The sequence below is a fragment of the Pseudomonas sp. Irchel s3h17 genome (assembly GCF_900187505.1).
In the GTDB taxonomy this organism is placed as follows: Bacteria; Pseudomonadota; Gammaproteobacteria; order Pseudomonadales; family Pseudomonadaceae; genus Aquipseudomonas.
This window is the reverse complement of record NZ_FYDL01000004.1, coordinates 150,385-176,162: the sequence shown is the minus strand read 5'-3', so window position 1 is coordinate 176,162 and position 25,778 is coordinate 150,385. Positions and strand designations below refer to the sequence as shown.

25 protein-coding genes and 1 riboswitch are annotated in these 25,778 nt (G+C 58.3%); of the genes, 12 read left to right on the top strand and 13 right to left on the bottom strand.

Translation table 11 applies throughout. The features are described from left to right. Nucleotides 1-76 precede the first annotated feature (76 nt). The 7 genes from CKW25_RS06845 to CKW25_RS06820 form a co-directional block, all read right to left on the bottom strand. Nucleotides 77-1,357: a TolC family outer membrane protein gene (locus CKW25_RS06845; RefSeq protein WP_218192548.1), complete on the bottom strand. Its 1,281-nt coding sequence runs from the start codon at nucleotides 1,355-1,357 to the stop codon at nucleotides 77-79. A gap of 32 nt (nucleotides 1,358-1,389) precedes the next feature. Then, a complete protein-coding gene (locus CKW25_RS06840; protein ID WP_095078424.1) occupies nucleotides 1,390-3,477 on the bottom strand; it encodes a peptidase domain-containing ABC transporter in 2,088 nt (695 codons plus the stop codon). A 33-nt stretch (nucleotides 3,478-3,510) separates the two neighbouring features. Further along, complete coding sequence (locus tag CKW25_RS06835; RefSeq protein WP_095078423.1) at nucleotides 3,511-4,665, bottom strand: JmjC domain-containing protein; 1,155 nt, start codon at nucleotides 4,663-4,665, stop codon at nucleotides 3,511-3,513. A 60-nt stretch (nucleotides 4,666-4,725) separates the two neighbouring features. Continuing rightward, a complete protein-coding gene (locus CKW25_RS26080) occupies nucleotides 4,726-5,061 on the bottom strand; it encodes a hypothetical protein (protein ID WP_143497275.1) in 336 nt (111 codons plus the stop codon). 42 nt (nucleotides 5,062-5,103) lie between these two features. Continuing rightward, nucleotides 5,104-5,364: a hypothetical protein gene (locus tag CKW25_RS26830; RefSeq protein ID WP_095078422.1), complete on the bottom strand. Its 261-nt coding sequence runs from the start codon at nucleotides 5,362-5,364 to the stop codon at nucleotides 5,104-5,106. Between the two features lie 216 nt (nucleotides 5,365-5,580). Next, nucleotides 5,581-5,766 (bottom strand): response regulator transcription factor, encoded by a 186-nt coding sequence (locus tag CKW25_RS06825; RefSeq protein ID WP_095078421.1) that lies wholly within the window; start codon nucleotides 5,764-5,766, stop codon nucleotides 5,581-5,583. 37 nt (nucleotides 5,767-5,803) lie between these two features. Next, nucleotides 5,804-7,096, bottom strand: coding sequence for an HlyD family secretion protein (locus CKW25_RS06820; protein WP_095078420.1), 1,293 nt, complete (start codon nucleotides 7,094-7,096; stop codon nucleotides 5,804-5,806). 432 nt (nucleotides 7,097-7,528) lie between these two features. Between CKW25_RS06820 and cysM the strand changes: the two genes are divergently transcribed. From cysM to CKW25_RS06795, 5 genes are all read left to right on the top strand, one after another. After that, a complete protein-coding gene (cysM, locus tag CKW25_RS06815) occupies nucleotides 7,529-8,431 on the top strand; it encodes a cysteine synthase CysM (protein WP_095078419.1) in 903 nt (300 codons plus the stop codon). Next, a complete protein-coding gene (rlmD, locus tag CKW25_RS06810; protein WP_095078418.1) occupies nucleotides 8,431-9,783 on the top strand; it encodes a 23S rRNA (uracil(1939)-C(5))-methyltransferase RlmD in 1,353 nt (450 codons plus the stop codon). The genes cysM and rlmD overlap by 1 nt, the downstream gene beginning before the upstream one ends. A 122-nt stretch (nucleotides 9,784-9,905) precedes the next feature. Next, complete coding sequence (relA, locus tag CKW25_RS06805; RefSeq protein WP_095078417.1) at nucleotides 9,906-12,149, top strand: GTP diphosphokinase; 2,244 nt, start codon at nucleotides 9,906-9,908, stop codon at nucleotides 12,147-12,149. A 152-nt stretch (nucleotides 12,150-12,301) separates the two neighbouring features. After that, nucleotides 12,302-13,135, top strand: coding sequence for a nucleoside triphosphate pyrophosphohydrolase (mazG, locus tag CKW25_RS06800; protein ID WP_095078416.1), 834 nt, complete (start codon nucleotides 12,302-12,304; stop codon nucleotides 13,133-13,135). Nucleotides 13,136-13,159: 24 nt separating this feature from the next. Further along, on the top strand, nucleotides 13,160-13,702 hold the full coding sequence (locus tag CKW25_RS06795; RefSeq protein ID WP_095078415.1) for a DUF2058 domain-containing protein: 543 nt from the start codon (nucleotides 13,160-13,162) through the stop codon (nucleotides 13,700-13,702). Between the two features lie 294 nt (nucleotides 13,703-13,996). Here CKW25_RS06795 and CKW25_RS06790 read toward each other — a convergent pair whose 3' ends face one another. From CKW25_RS06790 to purM, 4 genes are all read right to left on the bottom strand, one after another. After that, nucleotides 13,997-14,185 (bottom strand): hypothetical protein, encoded by a 189-nt coding sequence (locus CKW25_RS06790; RefSeq protein WP_095078414.1) that lies wholly within the window; start codon nucleotides 14,183-14,185, stop codon nucleotides 13,997-13,999. 314 nt (nucleotides 14,186-14,499) lie between these two features. After that, nucleotides 14,500-15,219 (bottom strand): DUF3108 domain-containing protein, encoded by a 720-nt coding sequence (locus tag CKW25_RS06785; protein ID WP_095078413.1) that lies wholly within the window; start codon nucleotides 15,217-15,219, stop codon nucleotides 14,500-14,502. A gap of 8 nt (nucleotides 15,220-15,227) precedes the next feature. After that, the gene (purN, locus tag CKW25_RS06780) at nucleotides 15,228-15,878 is read right to left on the bottom strand and encodes a phosphoribosylglycinamide formyltransferase (protein WP_095078412.1); all 651 of its coding nucleotides are present in this window, start codon (nucleotides 15,876-15,878) and stop codon (nucleotides 15,228-15,230) included. Between the two features lies 1 nt (nucleotide 15,879). Then, the gene (gene purM / locus CKW25_RS06775; RefSeq protein ID WP_095078411.1) at nucleotides 15,880-16,938 is read right to left on the bottom strand and encodes a phosphoribosylformylglycinamidine cyclo-ligase; all 1,059 of its coding nucleotides are present in this window, start codon (nucleotides 16,936-16,938) and stop codon (nucleotides 15,880-15,882) included. A gap of 385 nt (nucleotides 16,939-17,323) precedes the next feature. Here purM and CKW25_RS06770 point away from each other — a divergent pair, with 385 nt between their 5' ends. The 6 genes from CKW25_RS06770 (at nucleotide 17,324) to CKW25_RS06745 (ending at nucleotide 22,708) form a co-directional block, all read left to right on the top strand. Continuing rightward, a complete protein-coding gene (locus CKW25_RS06770; protein ID WP_095078410.1) occupies nucleotides 17,324-18,370 on the top strand; it encodes a DUF2066 domain-containing protein in 1,047 nt (348 codons plus the stop codon). Nucleotides 18,371-18,407: 37 nt separating this feature from the next. Further along, on the top strand, nucleotides 18,408-19,484 hold the full coding sequence (locus tag CKW25_RS06765; protein ID WP_095078409.1) for an AI-2E family transporter: 1,077 nt from the start codon (nucleotides 18,408-18,410) through the stop codon (nucleotides 19,482-19,484). A 217-nt stretch (nucleotides 19,485-19,701) separates the two neighbouring features. Further along, nucleotides 19,702-20,406 (top strand): DnaA regulatory inactivator Hda, encoded by a 705-nt coding sequence (gene hda / locus CKW25_RS06760; RefSeq protein ID WP_008033543.1) that lies wholly within the window; start codon nucleotides 19,702-19,704, stop codon nucleotides 20,404-20,406. 213 nt (nucleotides 20,407-20,619) lie between these two features. After that, entirely contained in the window at nucleotides 20,620-21,246 is a 627-nt protein-coding gene (locus CKW25_RS06755) for a C40 family peptidase (protein WP_095078408.1), read from the top strand. Nucleotides 21,247-21,488: 242 nt separating this feature from the next. Then, a complete protein-coding gene (locus tag CKW25_RS06750) occupies nucleotides 21,489-22,022 on the top strand; it encodes a C40 family peptidase (RefSeq protein ID WP_095078407.1) in 534 nt (177 codons plus the stop codon). A 23-nt stretch (nucleotides 22,023-22,045) separates the two neighbouring features. Continuing rightward, a complete protein-coding gene (locus CKW25_RS06745; protein WP_095078406.1) occupies nucleotides 22,046-22,708 on the top strand; it encodes a class I SAM-dependent methyltransferase in 663 nt (220 codons plus the stop codon). 21 nt (nucleotides 22,709-22,729) lie between these two features. Here the strand turns inward: CKW25_RS06745 and CKW25_RS06740 are convergent, their stop codons facing one another. Then, the gene (locus tag CKW25_RS06740) at nucleotides 22,730-24,043 is read right to left on the bottom strand and encodes a sorbosone dehydrogenase family protein (RefSeq protein WP_095078405.1); all 1,314 of its coding nucleotides are present in this window, start codon (nucleotides 24,041-24,043) and stop codon (nucleotides 22,730-22,732) included. 63 nt (nucleotides 24,044-24,106) lie between these two features. Continuing rightward, entirely contained in the window at nucleotides 24,107-24,691 is a 585-nt protein-coding gene (locus tag CKW25_RS06735) for a hypothetical protein (RefSeq protein ID WP_095078404.1), read from the bottom strand. A gap of 154 nt (nucleotides 24,692-24,845) precedes the next feature. After that, a riboswitch (cobalamin riboswitch) is annotated at nucleotides 24,846-25,084 on the top strand. An 80-nt stretch (nucleotides 25,085-25,164) separates the two neighbouring features. On the opposite strand from CKW25_RS06735, the gene cobO reads away from it, so the two are divergent. Next, nucleotides 25,165-25,776, top strand: a complete 612-nt coding sequence (gene cobO, locus CKW25_RS06730) for a cob(I)yrinic acid a,c-diamide adenosyltransferase (RefSeq protein ID WP_095078403.1) — start codon at nucleotides 25,165-25,167, stop codon at nucleotides 25,774-25,776. Nucleotides 25,777-25,778 lie beyond the last annotated feature (2 nt).

The following is a 25,778-nucleotide window of genomic DNA, read 5'->3' as shown; positions in this document are numbered from 1 at the left end:
GCGAGCATTACTCTTGCAGAAACAACAGGATCAACTAGATAGTGTCGACGTGGTTATGTTCGCGAAGGTCGCTTGCTCAGTCATTCAACATAGCGTTGACCTCGACAATATCGTCTTGATTCAAAACGCCCACTACGGCTTTGAGGCGTAACTGGGCCAGCAAGGTGTCATAACGAGCACGGGATAGTTGCTGAACGATATCACTGAACTTGCTTTGAACCTCTAGCACATCGATACCAACTCGCACACCGACCTTGTAGCCAAGCTGGTTTGAGGCTACTGCCAAGCGTGCGGAGGCTTTTGCCGCCTCAAGTGCCTTCACCTGCGCCATGCCATCCATCACGCCCGACCAAGCCTCTCGGGCCGCCAGTGCTGCAGCGCGACGTGCATCCTCCAATTCAAACTCCGTTTGCTCGTGCAGCGCCAACGCCTCCCGAGCAGCCGAACCAATTCGGCCGCCACTGTACAGTGGCATGCTCAAGCGCAGTCCGATACTAGAGATGTCGGCGTGCTCAGTGTTGGCGTTAGGGTTTTGTTGCATGTTTTGGCTGATTACCAGATCAACAGACGGTAAGTGTTCGGCCTTGCGAATACGCACTTCGGTGTCCGCAATGCCCAAGAGAAGTTCCTGTGCTTGCACGTCGAGACTATATCGCTGAGCAGCCCTGATCCATGCGTCAATCTCTGCGGGTTGCGGAGATACGAGAGGCAGGTCATCCGACAAGCCTCTCAGTGTGCCAGGATGTTGCCCAGTGATTCGAGCCAAGGCAAATCGGGCTAGTTCAAGGTCACTTCTGGCTTTGATAAGTTGCGCCGTAGTGCGATCAAAACTGGCCTGAGCTTCATGCACATCGGCAATGCTGACGTTGCCCAGTTCAAAATTTTTTCGAGCGCTTGCTAACTGCTCCGCGTCGGCGGTGCGCAAATCTTGAATGGCTTCGAGCACGTCAGTAGCATTCAGGACTTCAAAATAGGTTTGGGCAACACGCAGCAGTAAGGTCTGTCCCGCATTTTGAAGGTGAATTTGTGCAAGAGCACGCTGTAGCCCCCCCTGTTGGAACTGAACCCAGTTTTGCCAGCGAAAGACAGGTTGTATCAACTGGATGCCGTAGCTGCGATTCTGTCTGCGCTGTTGAATGTTGCCGGCTGCGACTTGGTAATCGCTCTCCATCCAATGGCTCTGGGCATCTAGCGATACTTGGGGTAAAAGCCACGCACGCCCCTGTATCCACTGCTCCTGCCCCACGCGTTGATTGGCTTTCGCCGCAGCGTACTGCGCGTCATGCAACAGTGCTTGTTGGTAAGTCTGCAGAAGGTCACTGTCGTGCGCCTGTGCGATTATCCCTTCCAGTAGCATTGTTGCCCCAATCACAACTCTCCTGACTCCCGTCATTCATTGACCCTCGTCTCATCGAGACGAACGTCTTCTACCACTATGCCCTTGTCCAGGCAGATAAGGCGCTTGGCGAAAGAGATGGTCTCACGACGGTGAGCAATCATGACTCGAGTCATTGGCATCTCGCACAATGCCGTTACTACATGCTGTTCACTGTGCAGATCCAGGTGGCTAGTGGCCTCATCCAGCGCGAGTATTTTCGGTTTCCGGTACAAAGCACGCGCCAGAAAAACTCGCTGTTTCTGCCCCCCGGACAGACCACAGCCCATTTCTGCCACCAGCGTCTGGTAGCCCATGGGCATATCGCTAATCGTATTGTGTATATGCGCCAGACGGGCTACTTCCTCCACACGTTCTTGGCAGGGGTGAGGATCAAAACAGGCAATGTTTTCAGCTAGGGAACCGGCTAGTAACTGGTCCTCCTGCATCACTGCCCCGACCAAACTACGCAATGCCTGAGATCCCAACTGTCGCATCGGTATCCCACCGACCAGAATTTCCCCCTCCGTCGGTGTGAGCAAACCGAGCATTAACTTAAATAATGTGGTTTTTCCGCAACCAGAGCGGCCAACGATAGCAACTGAATCTCCTGCGTGGATGAGCAGCGACAGATTGCGTAGTACCCAGGGCTCGCCTTGCGCGTAGCGATAAGAAACTTCTTTTAGTTCAATGCGAGGCTCAATGCGCATGAGATCGGTTTCCATCGCTACATCCAACTCTGGTACTTCGAGTGCGATATCGGCCAGTCGCTCAGCATGCAACGAAAGCATGCGAATTTCGATGCTCAGGTCAATCAGCTTACTTGCCCGTCCAGTGAACTGGCTCTTGTAGGCAATGAATACCAGTAACATACCCAGCGATAGCGCGCCCTGTAGAACGGCCATGCCTCCAACATAAAGCAGCAACATCCCTTCCAGCCCAAAGATCAGGGTGTTGAGGCTGGCAAATACCAATAATATTTTTTGTGTTGTTATGTCTCGATTTTGCACGTCCGCAATCAGGTTCTGCCAAGTTGCCAGCCGCAATGGAGTGGCATTGAAGAGCTTGAGTGGTAAAATCGCCCGTATGGTTTCCAAGAAATAGGAGTTCTCTCGGGAACCCAGTACGATGCGCTCCTCAGACGCGTTACGGAGCGGCAGGTAGAAAGCCAATCGCAAGATTCCGTACAGTACCAGTGCAGTTAACACAATGGCTGTAAGTGTCGAGCTGTAAAGTAGCATCATGGTAAGTGTAACTAATGTAACTAGTCCATCTAGTACGGCGGTGATGGCACCGTTGGTTAATACATTACGAATAGCTGCAAGCGACTGGAAACGAGCGGAGATATCTCCGAGTTGGCGCTTTTCGAAAAACGTCCAAGGCAGACGCAGCATATGATTGAATAGGTTTCCCGACCACTGCAGTGCCAACTGTTGGTTCAGGCGCAACCCCATCCAGCCTTGGGCCATCCGTAGCACGAAATCAATCATCATCAACAGGCAGCCGCCCAGTACCGCTAGCAACAACAGATCAAGATCCGCCGATACAAGCGCCCCATCAACCACCCACTGGGTCACTTGCGGGGCGAGCAGCGCAACCACTTCAAGCGCCAACGCAAGTATGAATATATTGCCCAGCGCCCGTTTGAGCCCGGTGACATGTCCGGTCAGGTCGCGCAGACGGATTCGAACTTTCTGTTGCGCAGGGCGAAAGGCAGTGTTGGGAGTCAACTCCAGCGCTACACCAGTAAAGTGCCGCGAGACCTCAGTCAGTGTCATCACTCTACGACCAAGTGCAGGGTCGAGCAGGGTCACGCGGTTACCCCTTATGTTCTCCAGCACCACAAAGTGGTCCATATTCCAGTGCAAAATGCACGGCCTACGCAGTCGGAACATCTCTTCCAATTCCAGGCGCAATGGTCGGCAGGAGAAATTCAGTGCCTGGGCATAACGTATCAACTGGGACAGATTGGTACCCTTGAGGGAAATCGAAAAGCGTCTGCGCATATTCATCAAGTCTAAGTGCAACCCATGAAATGCAGCGACCATGACCAGGCAAGCGAGGCCGCACTCCTGGCTTTCCGCTTGAAGCGTTACTCGCATGAGTCAATACATCCTGAGACTGCACTGATGCAATCAGTGGTGGGAGAGCTCCAGGACGTCTTGACGACACAAGTCGGTAATCAGCCCCCTTAGTTTGCTCGCAGGCACTTCTGAAAATTGAGTGATCAGTAGTTCAAGGTTGACTCCGGGGGAGTCCGCAATACAACCGATCAGCTGTTTGCTTAGTTCATCAAGATTCAAACGGATGCCATTGGCAATGATATAACCATCAATCAGGCCGTGACGGCTTGCGGCGCACAGGCGAATGCCGAAGTGGTCGGGGAGTACACCAGCATCGGGGTTGCCAAAGTGCTCCAGAGCCAACTGAGACTCCACCCGCGTTGCACCAATGAACTCGTCAAGGAAGCACCGGTAGTTATCGGGATCGTTAATCAACTCATCGAAATGCTGCCCCACTGATGCAAGAGTTTCCCGGTCCTGTTGCCATTGACTGAGAGACCGACGCGCGTCAGTGAAATTTTCAATGTGTTTGAGCAGCCAGTTCAGATAGTCGACGGTGTAAGCCGGGAAGGTACCCATTGCCAGATGAAAGGTAGCCTCTCCCAAGGGCAATGGGTTATGCCACCAGCCACGGGGAATATAGAAGACGTCACCGGCCTCCAGGACAATATCCATGTAGGGCTTCGACGGGCAGGGATGCTGATGTTCGTAGTCTTTGCTTTGCTGGGTATACAGGGGAGACTCCATCGACGGCTCGTATACGATCCAGCGTTTACGACCGATCAACTGAATCGCAAACACATCCCGTGTATCCCAATGGCAGCGAAACGAATCCCTGTTGCCGAAAGCCACGTAAGCACTGCTGACGACCTGTCGGCCAGTGAACGCTGCGATCTGCTTTGAAAACTGACTGACTTGCGAGATATTTTTGATCTTGTTGGCGATCAGCGTTGCTCCGTTCTTCAGGTGTTCATAGACCACTGGTTTAATCAGGCGATGGCGTAAGGTTCCTATGTCGAGATAGCTCTCCACATACTCGTGTTTGGGACGTATGCCGTCCAGGGAGAGCTTGAAATCATCGGATGCAACATCGCAGCTATCGAAAATTTCATTCACGTCCTGCCAAGAGAACTGATTCTTAGAAACTGCGCCCTTCAAAAGTAGCGGTTTCTTTTCTTGGTATTGTTCGATGAAATCACAAAAAGATATATTGAACGCTATATTCATTAGATAGGCCTTGAAAGCCTGGCAGTAACCTCGTGCCAAGCTCCATGATAAGTTCAAGGGTTAGTTATAATTTGTGCCCGCTGCTCCATAGTTTGTCCCGGCCGCATCGATTGCACTTTGAATCTGGCCGCCGAGCATTCCGCTGTAGTAGCCAATCTGGGCGCCAGCCGCGGTCGACGCTGCGATTTGGCCAGCACCTAATCCGGCAGGTCCTAACACAAAACCTGCGACTGCTCCAGCCGCTGTATTTCCAATGAGTCCTGACACATTACCTTCCCCGGTAGCCATAGCATTTCCGATGTAACCAGCAGCAGCTGTGACACCTCCAATAATGGCTCCAGGTGGACCTACTGCACCTGACACTATTTCCAGATCTTTGATCGATAGTTCTCGCATTATTTATCCTTAATTGTTAGGTTTTTAATGTTGGAGTTGCAGTCAGTTAGAGTAAAGGGCTCGTTTTATTATCCAGAGTGTGACTGGTGGAATGATATGGATTAAAGCGTAGGTGGCGCCCAGGCTTTGGTAAATGCCCCATCGCATGCGAAAAAGTCTAAAAATTCCGTAGTAGAAAAAAATTACAGTTGAGGTGACTATGAAAGAGGTGAGGAAATCTGATGCGGTACCCTCTACAAAGCGTACGCCCAGGATTTCCATACTCCATTCGTCGGTAGCATCTGTAAGAGTTTGGTTGTTCATGGGTTTTCTACGCTCCATATGTATTTGGTCGCAAGAGTTTGTTCATGGTTGCTGCATTAGGAATGCTTGCAGGCGGCCGAAATTAGTTGGTGGATGCATTGCTAAAAGCTTGATGCGTTGGCAAGGTCCGACTTGTCTTGTTGGGCTTTTATTCTGTGATGAGTGTGAGAGTAGTCTGGTTGAGCGATTTATATAACCCTATAGGTGTAGGGTGGCTCAGGATGTTGATTTGTTCATCTCTGCTGCGAATAGCTGCGCCCTGGAGCCGACCCCTTTCTTGCGAAAAATTGAAGATACATAATCACGCACTGTGAAATCGCTTATCCCAAGCAACAAAGTAATTTGTTTGTTGGTTTTACCTTGCAGAAGTGATTGCAGGACTTCTTGTTCCCTCTTGGTCATGTTTTATCGCTCCGTACCATTCGTTTTTAGATCCTCCTCAGTCCAGGCGCTTGCCTGTGAGTGAGTAGATTGGCTCTAGAATCCATTCATAGAGACGACGTTTGTCTTGGACGATATCGGCCTCTAACAACATGCCTGCCTGTAAAGGTTGTGAGTGGCCATACACGGCAACCGTCTGCGAATCGAGCGTAACCGTCACGCGATAAAAAAGCTCCGCTGGCAGGGTTGCACTTTGAATCGCACTTGCAATATGTGCAGGCAACTCCTGAACTGCATAGGGACTTTTCGCCAGACTGATGACCCGACCTCGTGCCATACCGAACTTCTGATAGGGATAAGCGGCGTAGCGCATCAGTACCGCCTGGCCCGGTTCTATGAATCCCGCCTGACGGGGAGCAACATATAAGTGAGCTATGAGATCCACTCCTTTGGGGATCAGGCTGGCCAATAATGCACCGACCATGATTTGTTGGCCTGTTTGCACATTCAATCCGGTTATTGTGCCGGCAAACGGCGCCACACTAACCTGCTTGGTGCGTACATCATTTTCCGCCTGTTCCTGTCTAACCAACGAGATACCGTTGTCTATCTCTGCAATCTCAGTACGATGCCGCAATTCAGTCTCCTGTCGCTGCGCCAGCAATTCCATGCGTTCGCGATTGAGACTGGCTCGGGCACGTTGGATACTTTGCTGTTGCCCCTGCAGTGTCAGAAGCTCTCCTTCCCCTTGCTGAAGTTGGGCGACCGAAATGAAGCCAGCCGCCACCAGCTCACGCTGTCGCTGCTGGTGGGTCTCAGCCAAATTGACACGTCGTCCTAGCAGACGTACCTCCTCAAAAAACTGACTTAACTCCTCACTAATGGCCGCTAGCCGACTATCGAGCATGCGTAGTTGTCCTGTCAGGCGCTCATTCGCCAAGGTGCGATTACGCTCCAACACCAGCACGCGCTGATTGAGTTGCTCCGAGATGAGCGCTTGTGTATCGCCGGTTTTGCTGATGCGTTCGCCAGAAACTACGAATAAAGTTTGGCCTGCCCTTACAGTCTGTCCCTCCTTTATAAGAACCTCAGTGAGAAGACCTGTACTGGCAGATGCCAAACGTAACATGCCCTGTTCGGGCATAAGTAAGCCATTGGCAGTGGCTTTGCGCGAGTAGGTTCCGAAGTAAGAATAGGCCACGACTAGCAGTATTAATATGCCGGCCAAGATGGCGGCTATGCTATATCCCCATGGTTGATGAATCAGTACGCTACCAAAACGTTGTTCGCTCTTCGCACAAACAACTTCAGAGCGAAATAAAGAGACTTCGTCCTTTGAACTGTCGGGCATTGTTGTAGGGTCTTTAGGTCTTTAAAGAGGGACTGAAGTAGCTACCGATTTTTGATGCCTCTCCCCTAAGCGTCTCCGATGGTTGTGAAGGGTTCCAGCATACGGCCACTGAATGTGCAGTGACGGCCAAAGATTATCAGTGAAGCCCATTGCTCACCAGTTCATGCAAACCGCGAAAACGTGCGGGAAATCTCCGACGACTTCGCCCTGAAATATCTTCGCCTATCACGACGCCTTCGCGGGCGAGCCTGAGCGGATCAACTGAAACCGGACACCCATTTTCCGGCAGGCACATACGGGAGGGCTGAGAGATAGCCACCGATGAGGTGCTGCTTATAGCCATCCGCCATAAGCCCCATACTTTGCGTGATATGGCCTGCGCACGTTTGCCGGTATGATGGTCACCCCCGCAGTCTGGATTGCGAATACGCCATGACCTTGCAGTACCCCACCATCGCCGATTGCGTCGGCAACACTCCGCTGGTTCGTTTGCAGCGCCTGCCCGGTGCCACCAGCAATACCCTGCTGCTCAAGCTCGAGGGCAACAACCCGGCGGGTTCGGTCAAGGACCGTCCGGCGCTGTCGATGATCACCCGCGCCGAGTTGCGCGGGCAGATCCATGCCGGCGACACCCTGATCGAGGCGACCTCCGGCAATACCGGGATTGCCCTGGCCATGGCTGCGGCGATCAAGGGCTACAAGATGATCCTGATCATGCCCGACAACTCCAGCGCCGAGCGCAAGGCCGCGATGACGGCCTATGGTGCCGAGTTGATCCTGGTCAGCCAGGAAGAGGGCATGGAAGGTGCCCGCGACCTCGCTCAACGCATGGAGGCCGAAGGTTGTGGCAAGGTGCTGGACCAGTTCGCCAACGGTGATAATCCCGAGGCGCACTACACCACCACCGGCCCGGAAATCTGGCGCCAGACCCAGGGCAGCATCACCCATTTCGTCAGTTCCATGGGCACCACCGGTACCATCATGGGCGTCTCGCGCTACTTGAAAGAGCAGAACGAGAACGTGCAGATCATCGGTCTGCAACCGATGGAAGGCTCGGCAATTCCGGGCATCCGTCGCTGGCCCCAGGAGTACCTGCCGAAGATCTACCAGGCTGATCGCGTGGACCGGATCGTCGACATGGCCCAGAGCGAAGCCGAAGACGTGACCCGTCGACTGGCGCGCGAAGAAGGCATCTTCTGCGGCGTGTCCTCGGGCGGTGCCGTGGCGGCCATGCTGCGTTTGTCAAAGGAAGTTGAAAATGCGGTAATCGTCGCGATTATCTGTGACCGGGGCGACCGTTACTTGTCGACCGGCATTTTCGACGCGCCCAACTGATGGCCAAGCAACAGAGAGGCCTGCGCTTCCAACCCACTGGCGGCAGCAAGGCCCCACAAGTCCCGACCGGCAAGAAGCAGCGCTTGATCATCGAGCGCCTGGCCAATGACGGTCGCGGTATCGCGTTTTTCGAAGGTCGCACCTGGTTTGTCATCGGTGCCCTGGCCGGTGAAGAGGTCGAGGCGCGGGTGCTGGGCGCTCACGGCAAAGTGGTCGAGGCGCGCACCGAGCGTGTCTTCATCGCCAGTGACTTGCGTCGCCCGGCACCGTGCGCCCATGCCGGGCGCTGCGGCGGCTGCAGCGTGCAGCATCTGCCCCACGGCGAACAGCTCGCCCTGAAGCAGCGCATGCTCGCCGAGCAGTTGTCGCGGGTGGCTGGCGTTGAACCGGATGAGTGGGCAGCGCCTTTGAGCGGGCCGGAATTCGCCTACCGGCGTCGCGCCCGGGTGGCGGTGCGCTGGGACATCAAGGCCAAGGTCCTCGAAGTCGGTTTCCGTGCAGCGGGCAGCCAGGACATTGTCGGCATCAACGATTGCCCGGTGCTGGTCCAGCCCCTGCAACCGATCATGAGCCGCTTGCCCGAGATGCTCCGGCGTTTGAGCAAGCCGCAGGCCCTGGGGCATGTCGAGTTGTTTGCCGGTTCGTCATTGGCGCTGTTGCTGCGCCACATGGCACCGCTGTCCGAAGCCGACCTGACCATCCTCAAGGAGTTCTGCGCCTTCCATGACGCCCAATTGTGGCTGCATGGCGAAGGCGAGCCGCAACCGGTGCAGGCGGATCAGGCACTGGGCTACCGCCTCGAGCAATGGAACCTGGAGCTGGCGTACCGTCCGGGGGATTTCATCCAGGTCAATGCCGGGGTCAATGAAGCGATGGTTGCCCAGGCGCTGGAATGGCTGAAGCCTGCGGCAGACGAGCGCGTTCTCGATCTGTTCTGTGGCCTGGGCAACTTTGCCTTGCCGTTGGCGCAACAGGTTCGCGAGGTGGTCGCGGTGGAAGGCGTGCAGGCCATGGTCGAGCGTGCCGCGGCGAACGCGGCAAGCAACAATCTGCATAACGCGAAGTTTTTTCAGGCCGATTTATCCCAGCCTTTGGCGAATGCCGAATGGGCAGGCGAGGGCTTTTCTGCGGTACTCTTGGACCCACCGCGGGATGGCGCTTTCGAGGCGGTGCGCACGCTCGCCTCCCTGGGTGCCAAGCGGTTGGTCTATGTGTCGTGCAACCCGGCAACGCTGGCGCGCGACACAGTCGAACTGATCAGGCAGGGCTACCGGTTAAAACGTGCCGGGATCCTCGATATGTTTCCTCAGACGGCACATGTCGAGGCCATGGCGTTATTCGAAGCGAGCTAGGATGCTCGTCTGGTCCGACTGGACCGCCCCTGCACCCATTGCGTCAGCCCAGCGGCGGTGCATGGGCAGTAAAGTTCAGCGAATTGACGCATTGAATCTGCGTCGTAGGGAAGGTAAGCAAGATGGTACAGGTGAGAGCACACCAGCCGATCAACACCGACGGCAGTATCAATCTCGAGGCTTGGCTCGATCATGCGGTCAGTGTCGATCCGGCACTGGAGCGCGAAGCCTTGAAGGAAGCCTGCGAGTTCGCTCGCCAGGCCGAACAGCAAGACAATGCGGCGAAGAATCTCTGGTCCGAAGGGACGTCGAGTTTTCGTACCGGCCTTGAGATCGCGGAAATTCTCGCCGACCTCAAGCTCGACCAGGATTCGCTGGTGGCAGCGATCCTGTACCGTGCCGTGCGCGAAGGTCAGATCCAGCTGCCGGCAGTCAGCCAGCGCTTCGGTCCGGTCGTCGCCAAGTTGATCGACGGCGTGCTGCGCATGGCCGCGATCAGTGCCAGCCTGAGCCCCCGGCAGTCGATGGTGCTGGGGACCCAGGGCCAGGTGGAGAACCTGCGCAAGATGCTGGTGGCCATGGTCGACGACGTTCGCGTTGCCTTGATCAAGCTGGCCGAGCGCACCTGTGCCATTCGTGCGGTGAAGACCGCCGATGACGAAAAACGCAACCGGGTCGCCCGGGAAGTGTTCGACATCTATGCCCCATTGGCCCATCGCCTGGGCATCGGCCATATCAAGTGGGAGCTGGAGGACCTGTCCTTCCGTTACCTGGAGCCGGAGCAATACAAGCAGATCGCCAAGTTGCTGCATGAGCGGCGTCTTGATCGCGAGCGCTTCATCAGCGACGTCATGAGCCAGCTCAAAAGCGAGCTGCAGGCCACCGGCGTCGATGCCGACATCAGCGGCCGGGCCAAGCACATCTATTCGATCTGGCGCAAAATGCAGCGCAAGGGCCTGGAGTTCAGCCAGATCTACGACGTGCGCGCCGTGCGCGTGCTGGTGCCGGAAATGCGCGATTGCTACACCGCGCTGGGCATCGTCCACACCCTGTGGCGGCATATTCCCAAGGAATTCGACGACTACATCGCCAACCCGAAAGAGAACGGCTACCGCTCGTTGCACACGGCGGTGATCGGTCCCGAGGGCAAGGTGCTGGAAGTGCAGATCCGCACCCACGCCATGCACGAAGAGGCCGAGCTGGGGGTTTGCGCGCACTGGAAGTACAAAGGCACCGACGTCAAGTCCGGCTCCAACCACTACGAAGAGAAAATCTCCTGGCTGCGCCAGGTGCTCGAGTGGCACGAGGAGTTGGGAGATATCGGTGGCCTGGCGGAACAGTTGCGGGTCGATATCGAGCCGGATCGGGTGTACATCTTCACCCCGGACGGCCATGCCATCGACTTGCCCAAGGGCGCGACGCCGCTGGACTTCGCTTACCGCGTACACACCGAGATCGGTCACAACTGCCGTGGCGCGAAGATCAACGGGCGCATCGTCCCGCTCAACTACAGCCTGCAAACCGGTGAACAGGTCGAGATCATCACCAGCAAGCACGGCACGCCGAGCCGCGACTGGCTGAACCCGAACCTGGGCTACATCACCACTTCGCGGGCACGGGCGAAGATCGTTCACTGGTTCAAGCTGCAGGCGCGCGATCAGAACGTTGCCGCCGGCAAGACCCTGCTCGAGCGCGAACTCAATCGCCTCGGCCTGCCGCAGGTGGATTTCGATAAGCTGGCCGACAAGGCCAACATGAAAACCGCCGAAGACATGTTTGCCGCATTGGGTGCGGGCGATTTGCGCCTGGCGCAATTGGTCAACCTGGCGCAGCAACTGGTCGAGCCGGAGCGGGGCAACGAACAGCTGGAACTGATCCCGCGCAAAGCCACCGGCTACAAGCCAGGCAAGCGTGGTGACATTCAGATCCAGGGCGTGGGCAACCTGATGACCCAGATGGCCGGCTGCTGCCAGCCGTTACCGGGCGATGCGATCGTCGGTTACATCACCCAGGGCCGTGGCGTGAGCATTCACCGCCAGGATTGTGCCTCGGTGCTGCAACTGAGCGGGCGTGAGCCCGAGCGGATCATCCAGGTCAGCTGGGGGCCGGTGCCGGTGCTCACCTACCCGGTGGATATCGTCATTCGCGCCTACGATCGTTCCGGTCTGCTGCGCGACGTTTCGCAAGTGTTGCTCAACGAGCGGATCAACGTACTGGCAGTCAATACCCGCTCGAACAAAGAGGACAACACTGCGTTGATGTCCCTGACCATCGAGATTCCTGGGCTGGACGCGCTGGGGCGGTTGCTGGGTCGGATTTCCCAGCTGCCGAACATCATCGAAACCCGGCGTAACCGTACGCCATAAGACGCAAGAGCTTTATTGTAGGAGCGGGCGCCCGCTTGCGGCTTGCTCGCGAAGAACCTGAGGGCGACGCATTTATTCAGATAGCGTGCGTCATCGTTAAAGGCCATCGCGAGCAAGCTCGCTCCTACAGAAAGCGGGCAGAGACTGTTTTGATGTATTCACTTGAAGATTTGCTGCACCTGATGAACCGTCTGCGTGACCCGCAGTACGGTTGCCCGTGGGACATCAAACAAACGTACAAGACCATCGTCCCCCATACCCTGGAGGAAGCCTACGAAGTGGCGGACGCCATTGAGCGTGGCGACTTCGATCACTTGCAGGGTGAACTGGGCGATTTACTGTTCCAGGTGGTTTATTACAGCCAGTTGGCCAGGGAAGAAGGGCGCTTCGAGTTTGAGGGCGTGGTCGACAGCATCACCCGCAAGCTGATTCGCCGCCATCCCCACGTGTTTCCCACCGGCGATCTGTATGCGCCGCTGGATGTCCCGCGCCTGAGTGAAGAACAGGTCAAGCAGCGCTGGGAAGAGATCAAGGCCGAGGAGCGCGCAGAGAAATCCTCGGCGCCCGAACAGCTGTCGTTGCTCGATGACGTGCCCGGCGCATTGCCGGCGTTGTCACGTTCGGCGAAATTGCAGAAGCGGGCAGGGCAGGTCGGTTTCGACTGGCCGGACGCCTTGCCGGTGCTGGACAAGGTACGCGAAGAACTCGACGAAGTGCTCGAAGCCATGTCCGAGAATGATCCGCAAGCGGTAGCCGACGAGGTCGGTGACCTGTTGTTTTCCGTGGTCAATCTGGCGCGTCACCTCAAGGTTGATCCGGAAACCGCATTGCGTGGCGCCAACAGCAAGTTTGAGAGACGTTTCCGATTTATCGAACAGGCATTGCGCGACACCCACCGTCCCATGGAAGATTGCACCCTCGAAGAGTTGGACGCCTTGTGGGGCGAAGCCAAACGTCAGGAAAAGAATTTGCCCAGCTGCGGTTGAGCAGTTGCCTAAGTGAGTAAGCACATGAGCATTTCCCTTCGCGACCAGTTGCTCAAAGCAGGGCTGGTCAATCAAAAGCAGGCCAAGCAGGTCGGCAAAGACAAGCAGAAGCAACAACGCCTGGCCCACAAAGGCCAGATCGAACTCGATGACACCCAGCAGCGTCTGGCGCAAGAGGCCATGGCCGAGAAGGTCAAGCGCGACCAGGAGCTCAACCGCCAGCAGCAGGAGAAGGCCGAGCAGAAAGCCCGTGCCGCACAGATCAAGCAATTGATCGAAGTCTCGCGCCTGCCGAAGTTGAACACCGAGGACTATTACAACTTCGTCGACGACAAGAAGGTCAAGCGCCTGTCGGTCAACACCCTGATGCGCAACAAGCTCAGCAGTGGTTCGCTGGCCATCGTCCATCACGCCGGCGGCTATGAAGTCATCCCGCGCGAGGCGGCGCTGAAGATCCAGGAGCGCGACCCACAACGTATCGTGCAGATGAATGTGCAGACCGAAGAGGTCGATGCCGAGGACGATCCGTACGCGGCCTATCAGATCCCTGACGATCTGATGTGGTAACCCGCTAGCGCCCCCTCTTCGACAAACCCCGCTCATGGCGGCAATGCTGTTCAGTTAAGGATTGGGTTGCTCAATACATCCCCCGTGGCGAGCGAGCTTGCTCGCGCTGGGCTGCAGAGCAGCCCCAAAAACTGTCGTCGAGTTCGTTCTGAAAGACCACAGTCGCTTTGTTGGGTGCGCTTCGCGCACCAGCGCGAGCAAGCTCGCTCGCCACGGGTCTCTCACCCGCTTTAAGCCTTTCTTGACTGAACAGTATTGCGCTCATGGCGGGGTTTGTCGTTTTCAATACGGTCGTTACGCGCAGCGGCTTTCTCGTTGCTGTTCCAGTGTTTCCAGTTCGATCCTGTAGCGGTGGGCGTCGCTCTCGGAGTGGAACATCCCCACCAGCATGTCTTGTTGATGGACATCCCAGATCCGGATACCGGCGGCCAGGCCTTCATGGGACATCCGTGAATCGTCGCGTTCAGTTACTTTTACAGTCATCTGCGAGCTCCAATTTCAATTGACCTGCAGCAAGGCGTCTGCAGGCCTTTGTTATATATTTTGATAGCTTGCTAAGTAAATGATCTGGATCGGTAACGGTCTGTTGCAGGATCGAAGACAATCCGCCAGCCCCCGCCGGCCGTGACATTCGGTCGCAGGGTGGAAAGTTTCATGACAGAAGTTTCATGTTTCAAGGGCTCTTCGCGGGCCGGGCGGCGCTCCGCTTGTCGGCGATGGCGGTCTGTCAGCTAGCGCAAAAACCACAGACGAAAAAAAGCCTCGCAATCGCGAGGCTTTGTTAACGTTGGTCTGGCTTACTGGCCTTTGACCGGCTTGCCGTCGACGGTACCGTCCTGGAGCATGATGTTGTACTCCTTGCCGTCGGTTTCGACCTGGCGCAGGGCTACGAGAACATAGCCCCAATCCTTGGCGAACCACATCTCGGTGATGCGCTTGTTCCCGCTCTCGACTGGCGGACGTACGCGCTCGACCTTGATGGCGTCAATTTTGCCGACCTTGGTGCTGACCGTTTCGGAATTCAGGACACGAAAATCGTAGGTGTCCGAGTCTTCACCTTCAACCACCTGGTAGCTCATGCTTTTTTTGCCGGCGGCTACATCGCGCTGCAAGGCCAGCTGGTAAGTAGACTTATCCAGCATGCCTGTATTGAGTGGTACCTTGACCGCTTCACCGCGATCGGTCCCGGTGACCATCTTGGTGCTCCAGTCGAAGTCCAGGTTGACTTTCTTGGCTTTGCCCAGACCGCCACGCTCGAAGAGATACGACTGGGGCAGCAAGGTGTCCTTGTCCAGCTTCAGTGTGCTTTCTTCCGTCAGGCTCGCAATCATCATCGATGCCTTGAAGCTGAGCTTCCAATCACCGTTGCTGGTTTTTTCTAGGCTTCGTTCAGCGGTACCGCTCATTGGAAGTTGCTTCCAGTCGGCGGTATAGCTGGCGGAGAACGGTTGCAGATCTGCGGCCTGCGCAAAGGGCAGGGTAAGCAGAGCACAGGCGAAGAGCAGGGCGCGACGCATAAAATCTCCTAGTGACGAATCAAGTGACCGCAGGTCCCAAGCAACTGACCATCCAGTGAAGCACCTTGTTCGCCCAGGCTCAAGCGGCCCTCGGCAAACCAGCGTACCGCCAGCGGATAGATCTGGTGTTCGCAGGTGTGAACCCGCTGCGCCAGACTTTGCGGCGAATCATGCAACTCTACCGGTATTACTGCCTGTACGACCAGTGGGCCGCCATCGAGTTCCTCGGTAACGAAGTGCACGCTGCAGCCATGTTCCGTGTCGCCGGCCTCCAGCGCTCGCTGGTGAGTGTGTAACCCTTTGTATTTAGGGAGCAGCGAAGGATGGATATTGAGCAGGCGACCCTGGTAGTGGCGGACGAAACCGGCGCTGAGGATGCGCATGAATCCGGCCAGGACCACAAGTTTGGGTTGGAAAGCGTCGATCAGTTCGATCAAGGCGGCATCGAAGGCTTCACGGCCTTCGAACGCCTTGTGATCCAGGGCGCGGGTATCGATACCCGCGTCCCTGGCGCGCTGCAAACCGTAGGCATCGGCACGGTTCGAGATCACTGCGCGAATGCGGACAGAGTTGTCAGCATTCTGCGCATCGTCGATCAAGGCCTGCAAGTTACTGCCGGTGCCGGACAGCAGCACCACAACATCACAGGTCTGGGGCATCTCAATGAGCCTTGAGGTTCTTCAGTTCGACCTGGGCGGCGCCTTCGGCAGCCGTGGTGATCTGGCCGATGACCCAAGGTTGCTCGCCGGCTTCACGCAGTACGTTCAGCGCGGTTTCAACGTGTTCCTGGGCGACGCAGATGACCATGCCCACGCCGCAGTTCAGTACGCGGTGCATTTCGGTTTCGTCAACGTTGCCTTTTTCCTGCAGCCAGTCGAAGACGGCCGGGCGCTGCCAGCTGGCAACGTCAACCACGGCCTGGGCGCCTTTTGGCAGCACGCGCGGGATGTTGTCGAGCAGGCCGCCACCGGTGATGTGGGCCATGGCCTTGACGGCGCCGGTGTCCTTGATCAGCTTGAGCAACGGCTTGACGTAGATGCGGGTTGGCGCCATCAGCAGGTCGGTCAGCGGCTTGCCGTCGAGCTGGATGTTCTCGATGTCGGCACCGGACACTTCGATGATCTTGCGGATCAGCGAGTAGCCGTTGGAGTGCGGGCCGGAGGATGGCAGGGCAAGCAGGGCATCGCCGGCGGCCACTTTCGAGCCGTCGATGATTTCCGACTTCTCGACCACGCCCACGCAGAAGCCGGCCAGGTCGTAGTCTTCGCCTTCGTACATGCCCGGCATTTCAGCGGTTTCGCCACCTACCAGGGAGCAGCCGGACAGTTCGCAGCCAGCGCCGATGCCGGTGACGACCTGAGCGGCGGTGTCGACGTTCAGCTTGCCGGTGGCGTAGTAGTCAAGGAAGAACAGTGGCTCGGCGCCACAGACCACCAGGTCGTTGACGCACATGGCAACCAGGTCGATGCCGATGCTGTCGTGCTTGTTCAGGTTCAGTGCCAGGCGCAGCTTGGTGCCGACGCCGTCGGTGCCGGATACCAGCACGGGCTGCTTGTAGCCGGCCGGGATTTCGCAGAGGGCGCCAAAACCGCCCAGGCCGCCCATGACTTCCGGGCGCGCAGTGCGCTTGGCGACGCTCTTGATGCGTTCGACCAATGCTTCACCGGCGTCGATGTCTACACCGGCGTCCTTGTAGCTCAGGGAGGGTTGCTTGCTCATGATCCAGGCCTTTAGGGGGGATTTCTGGGTAACGACCGAGTCTGGCGAGCGTGCTGAACAGGCATGGGCGGGATTGCCGCGCAAGCATTCAGAACACCGGGCCATTGCCGGTCTGCGAAGGCGCGCGATTTTATCAGGCTTGAGGGGCAGCGGCCATCCTCGGGCCGACGGGCAGGGGCATATCGTGTTAAAAAAACCGAAAATGCTCCGTGCTGGTGGCCTTGCCTGTCGCTGTATAAGGTATAGCGGTTTACCGTCTATGGTTATGACGGTGTGAAAACTTCCATCGATCGTGTGAATGTTTTGCAGGTCTGTGTGGTCACAGCCTTGCTCACGCTAGTTCACGCGGTCTGTTCCAGCCGCTATTTGTCGACGGGAATCCCCCATGCGCCTGTGTAAATTTCTGTTTGTAGGCTGTTTGTCGCTGGTCAGCCTGGCGAGCCATGCCGAAACCGTCCAGGGTCTCTATCAAGTCCGCGAACCGGTCAGCAGCCAGACTCCGCAGGAGCGTGACCAGGCCACGCAGCGTGCGCTCGACACCCTGGTGCTGCGCCTCACGGGGGACGCCCGGGCGTTGCAAAGTCCCGGGCTTGTCGCCATCCGAAAAGATCCGCAACAAATTATCAGTCAGTACGGCTATGACGCCGGGCCACCGGAAAGCCTGAAGGTCGACTTTGACCCGGTCAGCACGGATCGTGCACTGCGTCAGGCCGGGCTGGCCCTGTGGGGGGCCAATCGTCCGTCGATTCTCGGATGGTGGCTCAACGACTCGACCGACGGTTCAAGCCTGGTGGGCGATGGTCAGGTCAGTGCCGAGCCGTTGCAGCGTGCGGCCCAGCATCGAGGCCTGCCGTTGCGCCTGCCACTGGCGGACCTGAACGAGCAGATTGTGGCCACGGCGCCGAATCTTGATAGCGGCAATCCTGCTCCGTTGCGCAGTGCTTCCGAGCGTTATGGTGCCGATGCCTTGTTGGCGGTGCATGCGCGCGAGGAGGGTGGCCAATGGCAAGCCAAGTGGTATTTGTGGCTGGGCGATCAGCGTGAGCAGGGCAGCGTGCAGGGGGCTGACAGCGCCGCCGTGGCGGATGCCGTGCTGCTGGCGGTGAGCGAGCGCCTGGCGCCGCGCTTCGCGTCCAGGGCCGGGGCGTCCAGCGAGCAATCGTTGCTGGAAGTACAAGGCATGAATCTCGCGCGCTATGCGGAACTGGGGCGGTTGCTGGAGCCTTTTTCCGTGCGGTTGCAGCGTGTCGAGGGTGACCGGATTGTCTATCGCGTCAATGGCAGTACCGATCAGTTGCGCTCGCAGTTGACGCTGGCGAACCTGCGGGAAGTGCCGGCCAGTGCCGCGCCTGCGCCAGTGCAGCCCGTGGTCGCAGGCCAGGTTCCCGTGGTTGCCCCCGCACCGAGGGCGCAGTTGAGTTTCCGCTGGTAGTTTTTCTTTTCTTATATAGAAGCATATGGAGTTGTTCATGGCCGATTCTCGGCGTTGGGTCTGGCTGGCTGGGATCGCCCTGCTGTGCGTGTTTGTGTACCTGTTGCATCCGATTCTCACCCCCTTCCTGGTTGCGCTGGGGCTGGCGTACCTGTTCGATCCCTTGGTCGATCGCCTGGAAAAATACGGCTTGTCGCGGACCTGGGGGGTGGTGGCCGTGTTTGCGCTGTTTACCCTGATCGTCATGGCGTTGTTGCTGGTGCTGGTGCCCATGCTGGCCAGGCAGCTGTTTCGTTTGTACGAATTGGCACCGCAGATGCTCGACTGGTTGCAACACACGGCGATGCCGTGGGTGCAGGCCCGGATGGGGTTGGCGGACGGCTTCTGGAAGTTCGACAAGGTCAAGGCGGCCATCAGCGAACACATGGGGCAGACCACCGACATTGTCGGGATGGTGCTGAGCCAGGCAACGGCGTCGAGCCTGGCATTGATGGGTTGGCTGGCCAACCTGGTGCTGATTCCGGTGGTGAGCTTCTATCTGTTGCGTGACTGGGACCTGATGATGGGCAAAATCCGCAGCCTGTTGCCACGTGGTCGTGAGGAGCGCGTGATGGCATTGGCCGGTGAGTGTCATGAGGTGCTGGGGGCGTTTGTGCGCGGGCAGTTGATGGTGATGCTGGCGCTGGGGGTGATTTATGCCGCGGGCCTGATGCTGGTGGGGTTGGAGTTGGGGCTGTTGATCGGCCTGATCGCCGGCCTGGCGGCGATCGTGCCGTACATGGGGTTTGTGATCGGGATCGGTGCGGCGTTGGTTGCCGGGCTGTTTCAGTTTGGCGGCGACCTGTATCCGATGATCGGGATCGTTGCCGTGTTCATGGTTGGCCAGGCCCTGGAAGGCATGGTGCTGACGCCGTTGCTGGTGGGCGACCGGATTGGTCTGCACCCGGTGGCGGTGATCTTTGCGATCCTGGCCGGTGGCGAGCTGTTTGGCTTTACCGGTATTTTGCTGGCGTTGCCCGTGGCTGCGGTGATCATGGTGCTGGTGCGTCATGTGCATGACTTGTACAAGGACTCATCCATGTACGGCAGCGTGGACGAACCGGAGTCCCGATAGCGGGCGATCCGCCCTGAAAAGGCTGGCCGGGCGCTCTTGTACAGGGTGCCTGGCTGCCACATGCACCGTCAAACAAACCCCTTCGATCCTTGCAAGTTAACGCAAACCTTTGATTTTGCTTATGGTCTGCCGCATTGTGCGGCCGGCGTCACGGGTATAAACTTTGCAAACTTTACACAGAGGCCACTAACGGTTCGTTTGGAACTGTTCAGTCAGCATGAAACCGATTCAGCTGCCCCTAGGTGTGCGTCTGCGTGATGACGCCACCTTTATCAACTACTACCCTGGCGCCAACGCCGCTGCACTCGGCTATGTCGAACGCCTGTGCGAAGCCGACGCCGGCTGGACCGAAAGCCTGATCTATCTATGGGGCAAGGACGGGGTAGGGCGTACGCACCTGCTGCAAGCCGCTTGCCTGCGCTTCGAGCAGTTGGGGGAGCCGGCGGTGTACCTGCCGTTGGCCGAGTTGCTGGATCGCGGTATCGAAATCCTCGACAACCTTGAACAGTACGAACTGGTTTGCCTGGATGACTTGCAGGCGGTCGCGGGGCGGGCTGACTGGGAAGAGGCGCTGTTCCACCTGTTCAACCGTTTGCGCGACAGCGGTCGGCGCCTGCTGATCGCCGCGTCAACGTCGCCACGAGAGTTGCCGGTAAAGCTGGCTGACCTCAAGTCCCGCTTGACCCTGGCCCTGATTTTCCAGATGCGCCCCCTGTCCGATGAAGACAAGCTGCGTGCGCTGCAATTGCGCGCCTCGCGTCGCGGCCTGCACCTGACCGACGAAGTCGGGCATTTTATCCTGACCCGGGGTACGCGCAGCATGAGTGCCCTGTTCGAGCTGCTCGAACGCCTCGACCAGGCCTCGCTCCAGGCCCAGCGCAAGCTGACGATCCCCTTCCTCAAAGAAACCCTGGGCTGGTAAAACCGCGGCCTGTAGAGCGTTTCGGCCTATTCGAGGCGTCAGAAAGCCCGCTTCCGGAAGGGTGTTTCCGGCGCGCGCAGATTTAAAATGGGCTTAAGCGCTTAGATGTTAAGAGAAAACTGATAAGTCACATTTAAATCGATTGAATTTGCAAATGAGGACGATAGAAGGCATAGTCTCGGCTTCTTTACACCTTCAGCCACGGTCGTGCCCATGCTAAATCGCTTCGCACCCCTCGTGCCTCTCGCACTCGTTACCCTGCTGTTTGGTTGCGCCGCGCACTCTCCAGTGTCCCAGCAAGCGCCCCAGCAACAGGTTCAAAACTCTGTTACCGCACAGTCTTCCGCTCTTTATCAGGAAGAACTGGCAACCGAAAAAGAACTGGCCGATTTCGCTGGCAGCAAGCCTTACCAGTTGCCTGTCCTGGCCGACAGCATCCTTGAACGTGGCATGTCCCTGATCGGTACCCGTTACCGTTTCGGCGGTACCTCTGAAGCCGGTTTTGATTGCAGCGGTTTCATTGGTTACCTGTTCCGCGAAGAAGCGGGCATGAACCTGCCGCGCTCCACGCGCGAAATGATCAACGTTGACGCGCCGCTGGTCTCTCGCAGCAAGCTGCAACCTGGCGACCTGCTGTTTTTTGCCACCAATGGTCGTCGCGGTCGTGTCAGTCACGCCGGTATCTACCTGGGTGACAACCAGTTCATCCACTCCAGCAGCAGCCGCAGCGGCGGTGTCCGGGTCGATAGCCTGGGCGACAGCTACTGGAGCAAGACCTTCATTGAAGCCAAGCGTGCACTCGCCATGGCCCCGACGTCGGTCACTACCGCGCGCAAGTAAGCGGTCTGCGTAGCCACTGCGCCCTGGGTGCAATACCCGGGCGCGGCTACCCAGAATTGACCCTCGCCGAGCAATACCCCTTCAATTTGTAGTCCCAACTTAAAGTCTTACTTGAAGTTTGGCGCTTAGCCGCTAGAATCCTGATCTATTGTTGATCAACTAACCGCGTAAGCCCTGCTTACGCGGTTTTGTTTTCAGCCTCTCGGCAGAGAACGCCGCAGCCAGATCAGGATGCTCTGTAGATGACGATGTCGGCCCGCCTCGCACTCATGTTCCTCGCAGCGCTGCTTAGCGCCTGTGCCAGTCGTACTCCGCCGCCGGCCAAAGTGGCTCGCGCCCCTGTCTTTGCACCCTCGCAATCATTCTCCCCGGTGGCCGACGACGTGCTGTTCCGCGCGCTGGGCCTGGTGGGCACGCCGTATCGTTGGGGCGGTAATACGCCGGATTCGGGGTTTGATTGCAGCGGCCTGATCGGCTACGTCTACCGAGACGCGGCGGGTATCACGCTGCCGCGCACCACGAGTGAAATGATCGGCATGCAGGCGCCCAGTGTAGGCAAGACCGCCTTGCAGACCGGTGACGTGATCTTCTTCGCCACCAATGGCGGCTCGCAAGTCAGCCATGCCGGGATCTACGTCGGCGAAGGTCGATTCGTGCATGCGCCGGCCACCGGCGGTACCGTCAAGCTGGACAGCCTGTCCAAAGCCTATTGGCAGAAGGCCTACCTGAGCGCCAAGCGCGTATTGCAGCCTGAGCATCTGGCGCGCAATCCCTAGCGTCCTGTCTCGCAGAGGTGGTCATGACCGCTCGTACGCTCAATCTCGACGATGACCTCTACCACTACCTGCTCGATGTATCGCTGCGCGAAACGCCGCTGCTGCGCCGTTTGCGTGATGAAACCCAGGCGCTGCCCATGGCGCGCTGGCAGGTAGCGCCGGAGCAAGGGCAGTTCCTCGCCCTGTTGATCAAACTGACAGGCGCCCGACGCGTACTCGAGGTGGGGACCTTTACCGGTTACAGCGCCCTGTGCATGGCGGCGGCCTTGCCGCAGGACGGCTCGCTGATCTGCTGCGACCTCCCCGGCGACTACAATGCCACGGCGCGCCGTTACTGGCAGGAGGCCGGGCTGGCCGGGCGTATCGAGCTGCGCCTGGCGCCGGCACTGCAGACCCTGGCGCAGTTGGAGCAGCAAGGGCAGGGGGGCTGCTTTGACCTGATCTTCATCGATGCCGACAAGGCCAATTACCCGGCTTACCTGGAAAGCGCCTTGCGGCTGCTACGCCAGGGCGGCCTGGCGGTATTCGACAACACGCTGTGGAGCGGCCGGGTGCTGGAAAGCAATCCCGCCAGCGAAGACACCCGGGCCATCCAGGCGCTCAATCGTGCCTTGAAGGCGGATGCGCGGGTGGACTTGTCGTTGCTGCCGCTGGGGGATGGCCTGACCTTGTGCCGCAAAGTCTAGGCCTCGTCCGCTGGTAGTCGCTCATTGAAGGGCTGACACCCGCCAGATCGTGTTCCCCACATCATCGGCCACCAGCAGATTTCCTTGCCGGTCGATCACCACGCCCACCGGCCGGCCCATGGCCTGTTCGTCCTGGTCGAGAAAACCGCTCAGCACATCGACAGGCTGCCCGACCGGTTTGCCTGCGCGGAACGGCACGAAGATCACTTTGTAGCCGCTGTGGGGTTTGCGGTTCCACGAGCCGTGCAGGCCGATAAAGGCGCCTTCGGTGAAGGGCGGCGGCAGTTTGCTTCCTTGTGTGAATGCCAGGCCCAGCGGGGCGGTGTGTGAGCCGACGGCGTAGTCCGGGGCAATGGCCTTGGCGACCAGGTCCGGGTCTTGTGGCGTGACCCGGGCATCGACGTGTTGGCCGTAATAGCTGAACGGCCAGCCATAGAAGCCCCCGTCCTCGACCGAGGTGATGTAGTCCGGCACCAGGTCGTTGCCGAGCTCGTCCCGTTCATTGACGGCAGTCCAGAGTTTTCCGCTGCGCGGCTCCCAGCCCATGCCGTTGGGGTTGCGCAGGCCCGAGGCGAAAATCCGCTGGTTGCCGGTGGCGCGATCAACTTCCCAGATCGCCGCGCGACCTGTTTCCTGCTCCAGGCCATTTTCCGCGATGTTGCTGTTCGAGCCGACGGTCACGTACAGCTTGCTGCCGTCCTGGCTGGCGATGAGGTTTTTGGTCCAGTGATGGTTCAGTGTGCCGCCGGGCAGGTCGATCACCTTCATGGGGGCGGAGGTGATCGAAGTGGCGCCGCCTGCATAGTTGAAGCGCAACAGCCGATCCGTATCCGCGACGTACAGATCGTTGCCGACCAGGGCCATGCCAAAGGGCGAGTTGAGGTGTTCAATGAACGGGGTGCGGGTTTCGGCGTGGCCGTCGTGGTCGGCGTCGCGCAGCAGGGTGATGCGGTTCGGGCTGGGCACGCCGGCACCGGCGCGCGCCATGATTTTTTCGGTGATCCAGCCGACCACGCCTGTGCCGTCATCAGGCTTGGGCGGAGCGTTGGTTTCGGCCACCAGCACATCGCCATTGGGCAGCACATACAGCCAGCGTGGGTGTTCGAGCCCTTCGGCGAATGCCACCACCTGGGTGCCGGGCGCGGCAATCGGCTTGGTGCCGTCAGGCCAGCCCACGGCGGGGGCGATGTTCACGGTGGGGATCAGGGTCTTGTCCGGTTCCGGCAGTGTGGGTGAAGGACCTATGCCGTCCGACACCTGCAGGCTGGAGGTTTCCCCGCAGGCGGCCAGGCCTGCGGCAAGGGTGATAACCAGGGCGAATCGGGGCTTGAACATGCGGGCTTCTCCACGAGTGCATCCCTTCAGTCCAGAGGAGCCGGATCGCCTTGAGGTTCAATCTCAGCTACGGGCCTCCTTGAGCAGCACGGCGATACCCGGATGATAGTAGCCGGCTTCGTTGCGCAATTTGCGATAAGCGTAGGGAAAGTACCAGGCCACGGCGCAGCAATGTTCCTTTTGCAGGTCGTCGACCATGTCCTGGAGTTCTTCCGGTGTGGCGCTGTGCTGGAGTTTTTGCGGGGCGACGAACAGGCAGCCGATCTTCAGCTCGTTGGCATAGGCGATGGTCTTGGCTTCGCTGGCAATGTCCAGCAGCGCCTGGGTGATGTTCAACTGGTTGACCCGTGGCCAGCGTTGTGTGGCTTGAAGGTAGGCGCGTTGTTCCTGGTTGGCGATGAGCAGGTCGGCGCGGCCATTACGCTCGCCTTCCTCGATCTGCTTTCTGCTGGGCGCGTGTTCCAGGGTGACCATCTCCGCCATCCAGGCCGCCGCTGAAAGCAGGCCCAGGTTGGCGCGTTCATCAAACCAGTAGGGGCTTTCGTTATCGCCGCGCACGGCGTTGTAGCGATCGATACAGTCAAACCAGCGCTCCAGTACCGGGCGTAGAAATTCCAGTTTCGGGTTACTGATGATCATGCCTTGCATGGTGCTCGCCCTTTTTATTGTGGTGTCAGGTTGTGGCTATTTGATATCACTGCTTTAAGTCTGGCACAACAAGGGCGTCGGTTTATTGATCGGGGTCTGTTTCTGTCGCGGCATGAGCCCGGCATTAATTGACGCTCCACCCCCAACCCTCTAACCTTCGCGACTTGTTTCAGGTGCTCGGTGACCCTCTGGTCGATCGAGTGAAACAGGGAAGCCGGTGAGGGCGCGCTCTTCGACAGAGCGGGCAACGATCCCGGCGCTGCCCCCGCAACGGTAAATGAGTGAAGATCGCGCCTTGAGCCACTGTGTCGACGTTCGACATGGGAAGGCGCGCGGTCCGGCCAAACCAGCCGCTCATGAGCCCGGAGACCGGCCTGATCCATCCAGCGGCATCACGGTGGGCGATGCCAGGCTTCCTGCCGTCTGTATCCATGCCTGCCCGCCGTTATCCAGCCTCAACGGAGAGCTCCCCCATGACTGATTCCCCTGATCGTGACGAACGCCATCTGGCGCGCATGCTGCGCAAGAAAGCGGTGATCGATGAACGCATTGCCAACTCCCCGAACGAGTGCGGCCTGCTGTTGGTACTGACCGGTAACGGCAAAGGCAAAAGCAGTTCGGCGTTCGGCATGCTGGCCCGGGCCATGGGCCACGGTATGCAGTGCGGCGTGGTGCAGTTCATCAAGGGGCGTAACAGCACGGGCGAGGAGTTGTTCTTCCGGCGCTTCCCGGAGCAAGTGCGCTTCCATGTCATGGGCGAAGGGTTTACCTGGGAGACCCAGGATCGGCAGCGCGATATCGCGGCCGCCGAAGCTGCCTGGGCGGTATCCCGTCAGTTGCTGAATGATCCGGCCATCGGCCTGGTGGTGCTCGATGAACTGAACATTGCCCTCAAGCACGGTTACCTCGATCTGGATCAGGTGCTCAGCGACTTACAGGCGCGCCCGCCGAGGCAGCACGTGGTCGTTACCGGTCGTGCCGCCAAGCCGGAAATGATCGAGCTGGCGGACACCGTCACCGAAATGGGCATGATCAAGCATGCGTTCCAGGCCGGGATCAAGGCGCAGAAGGGTGTCGAGCTGTGAGC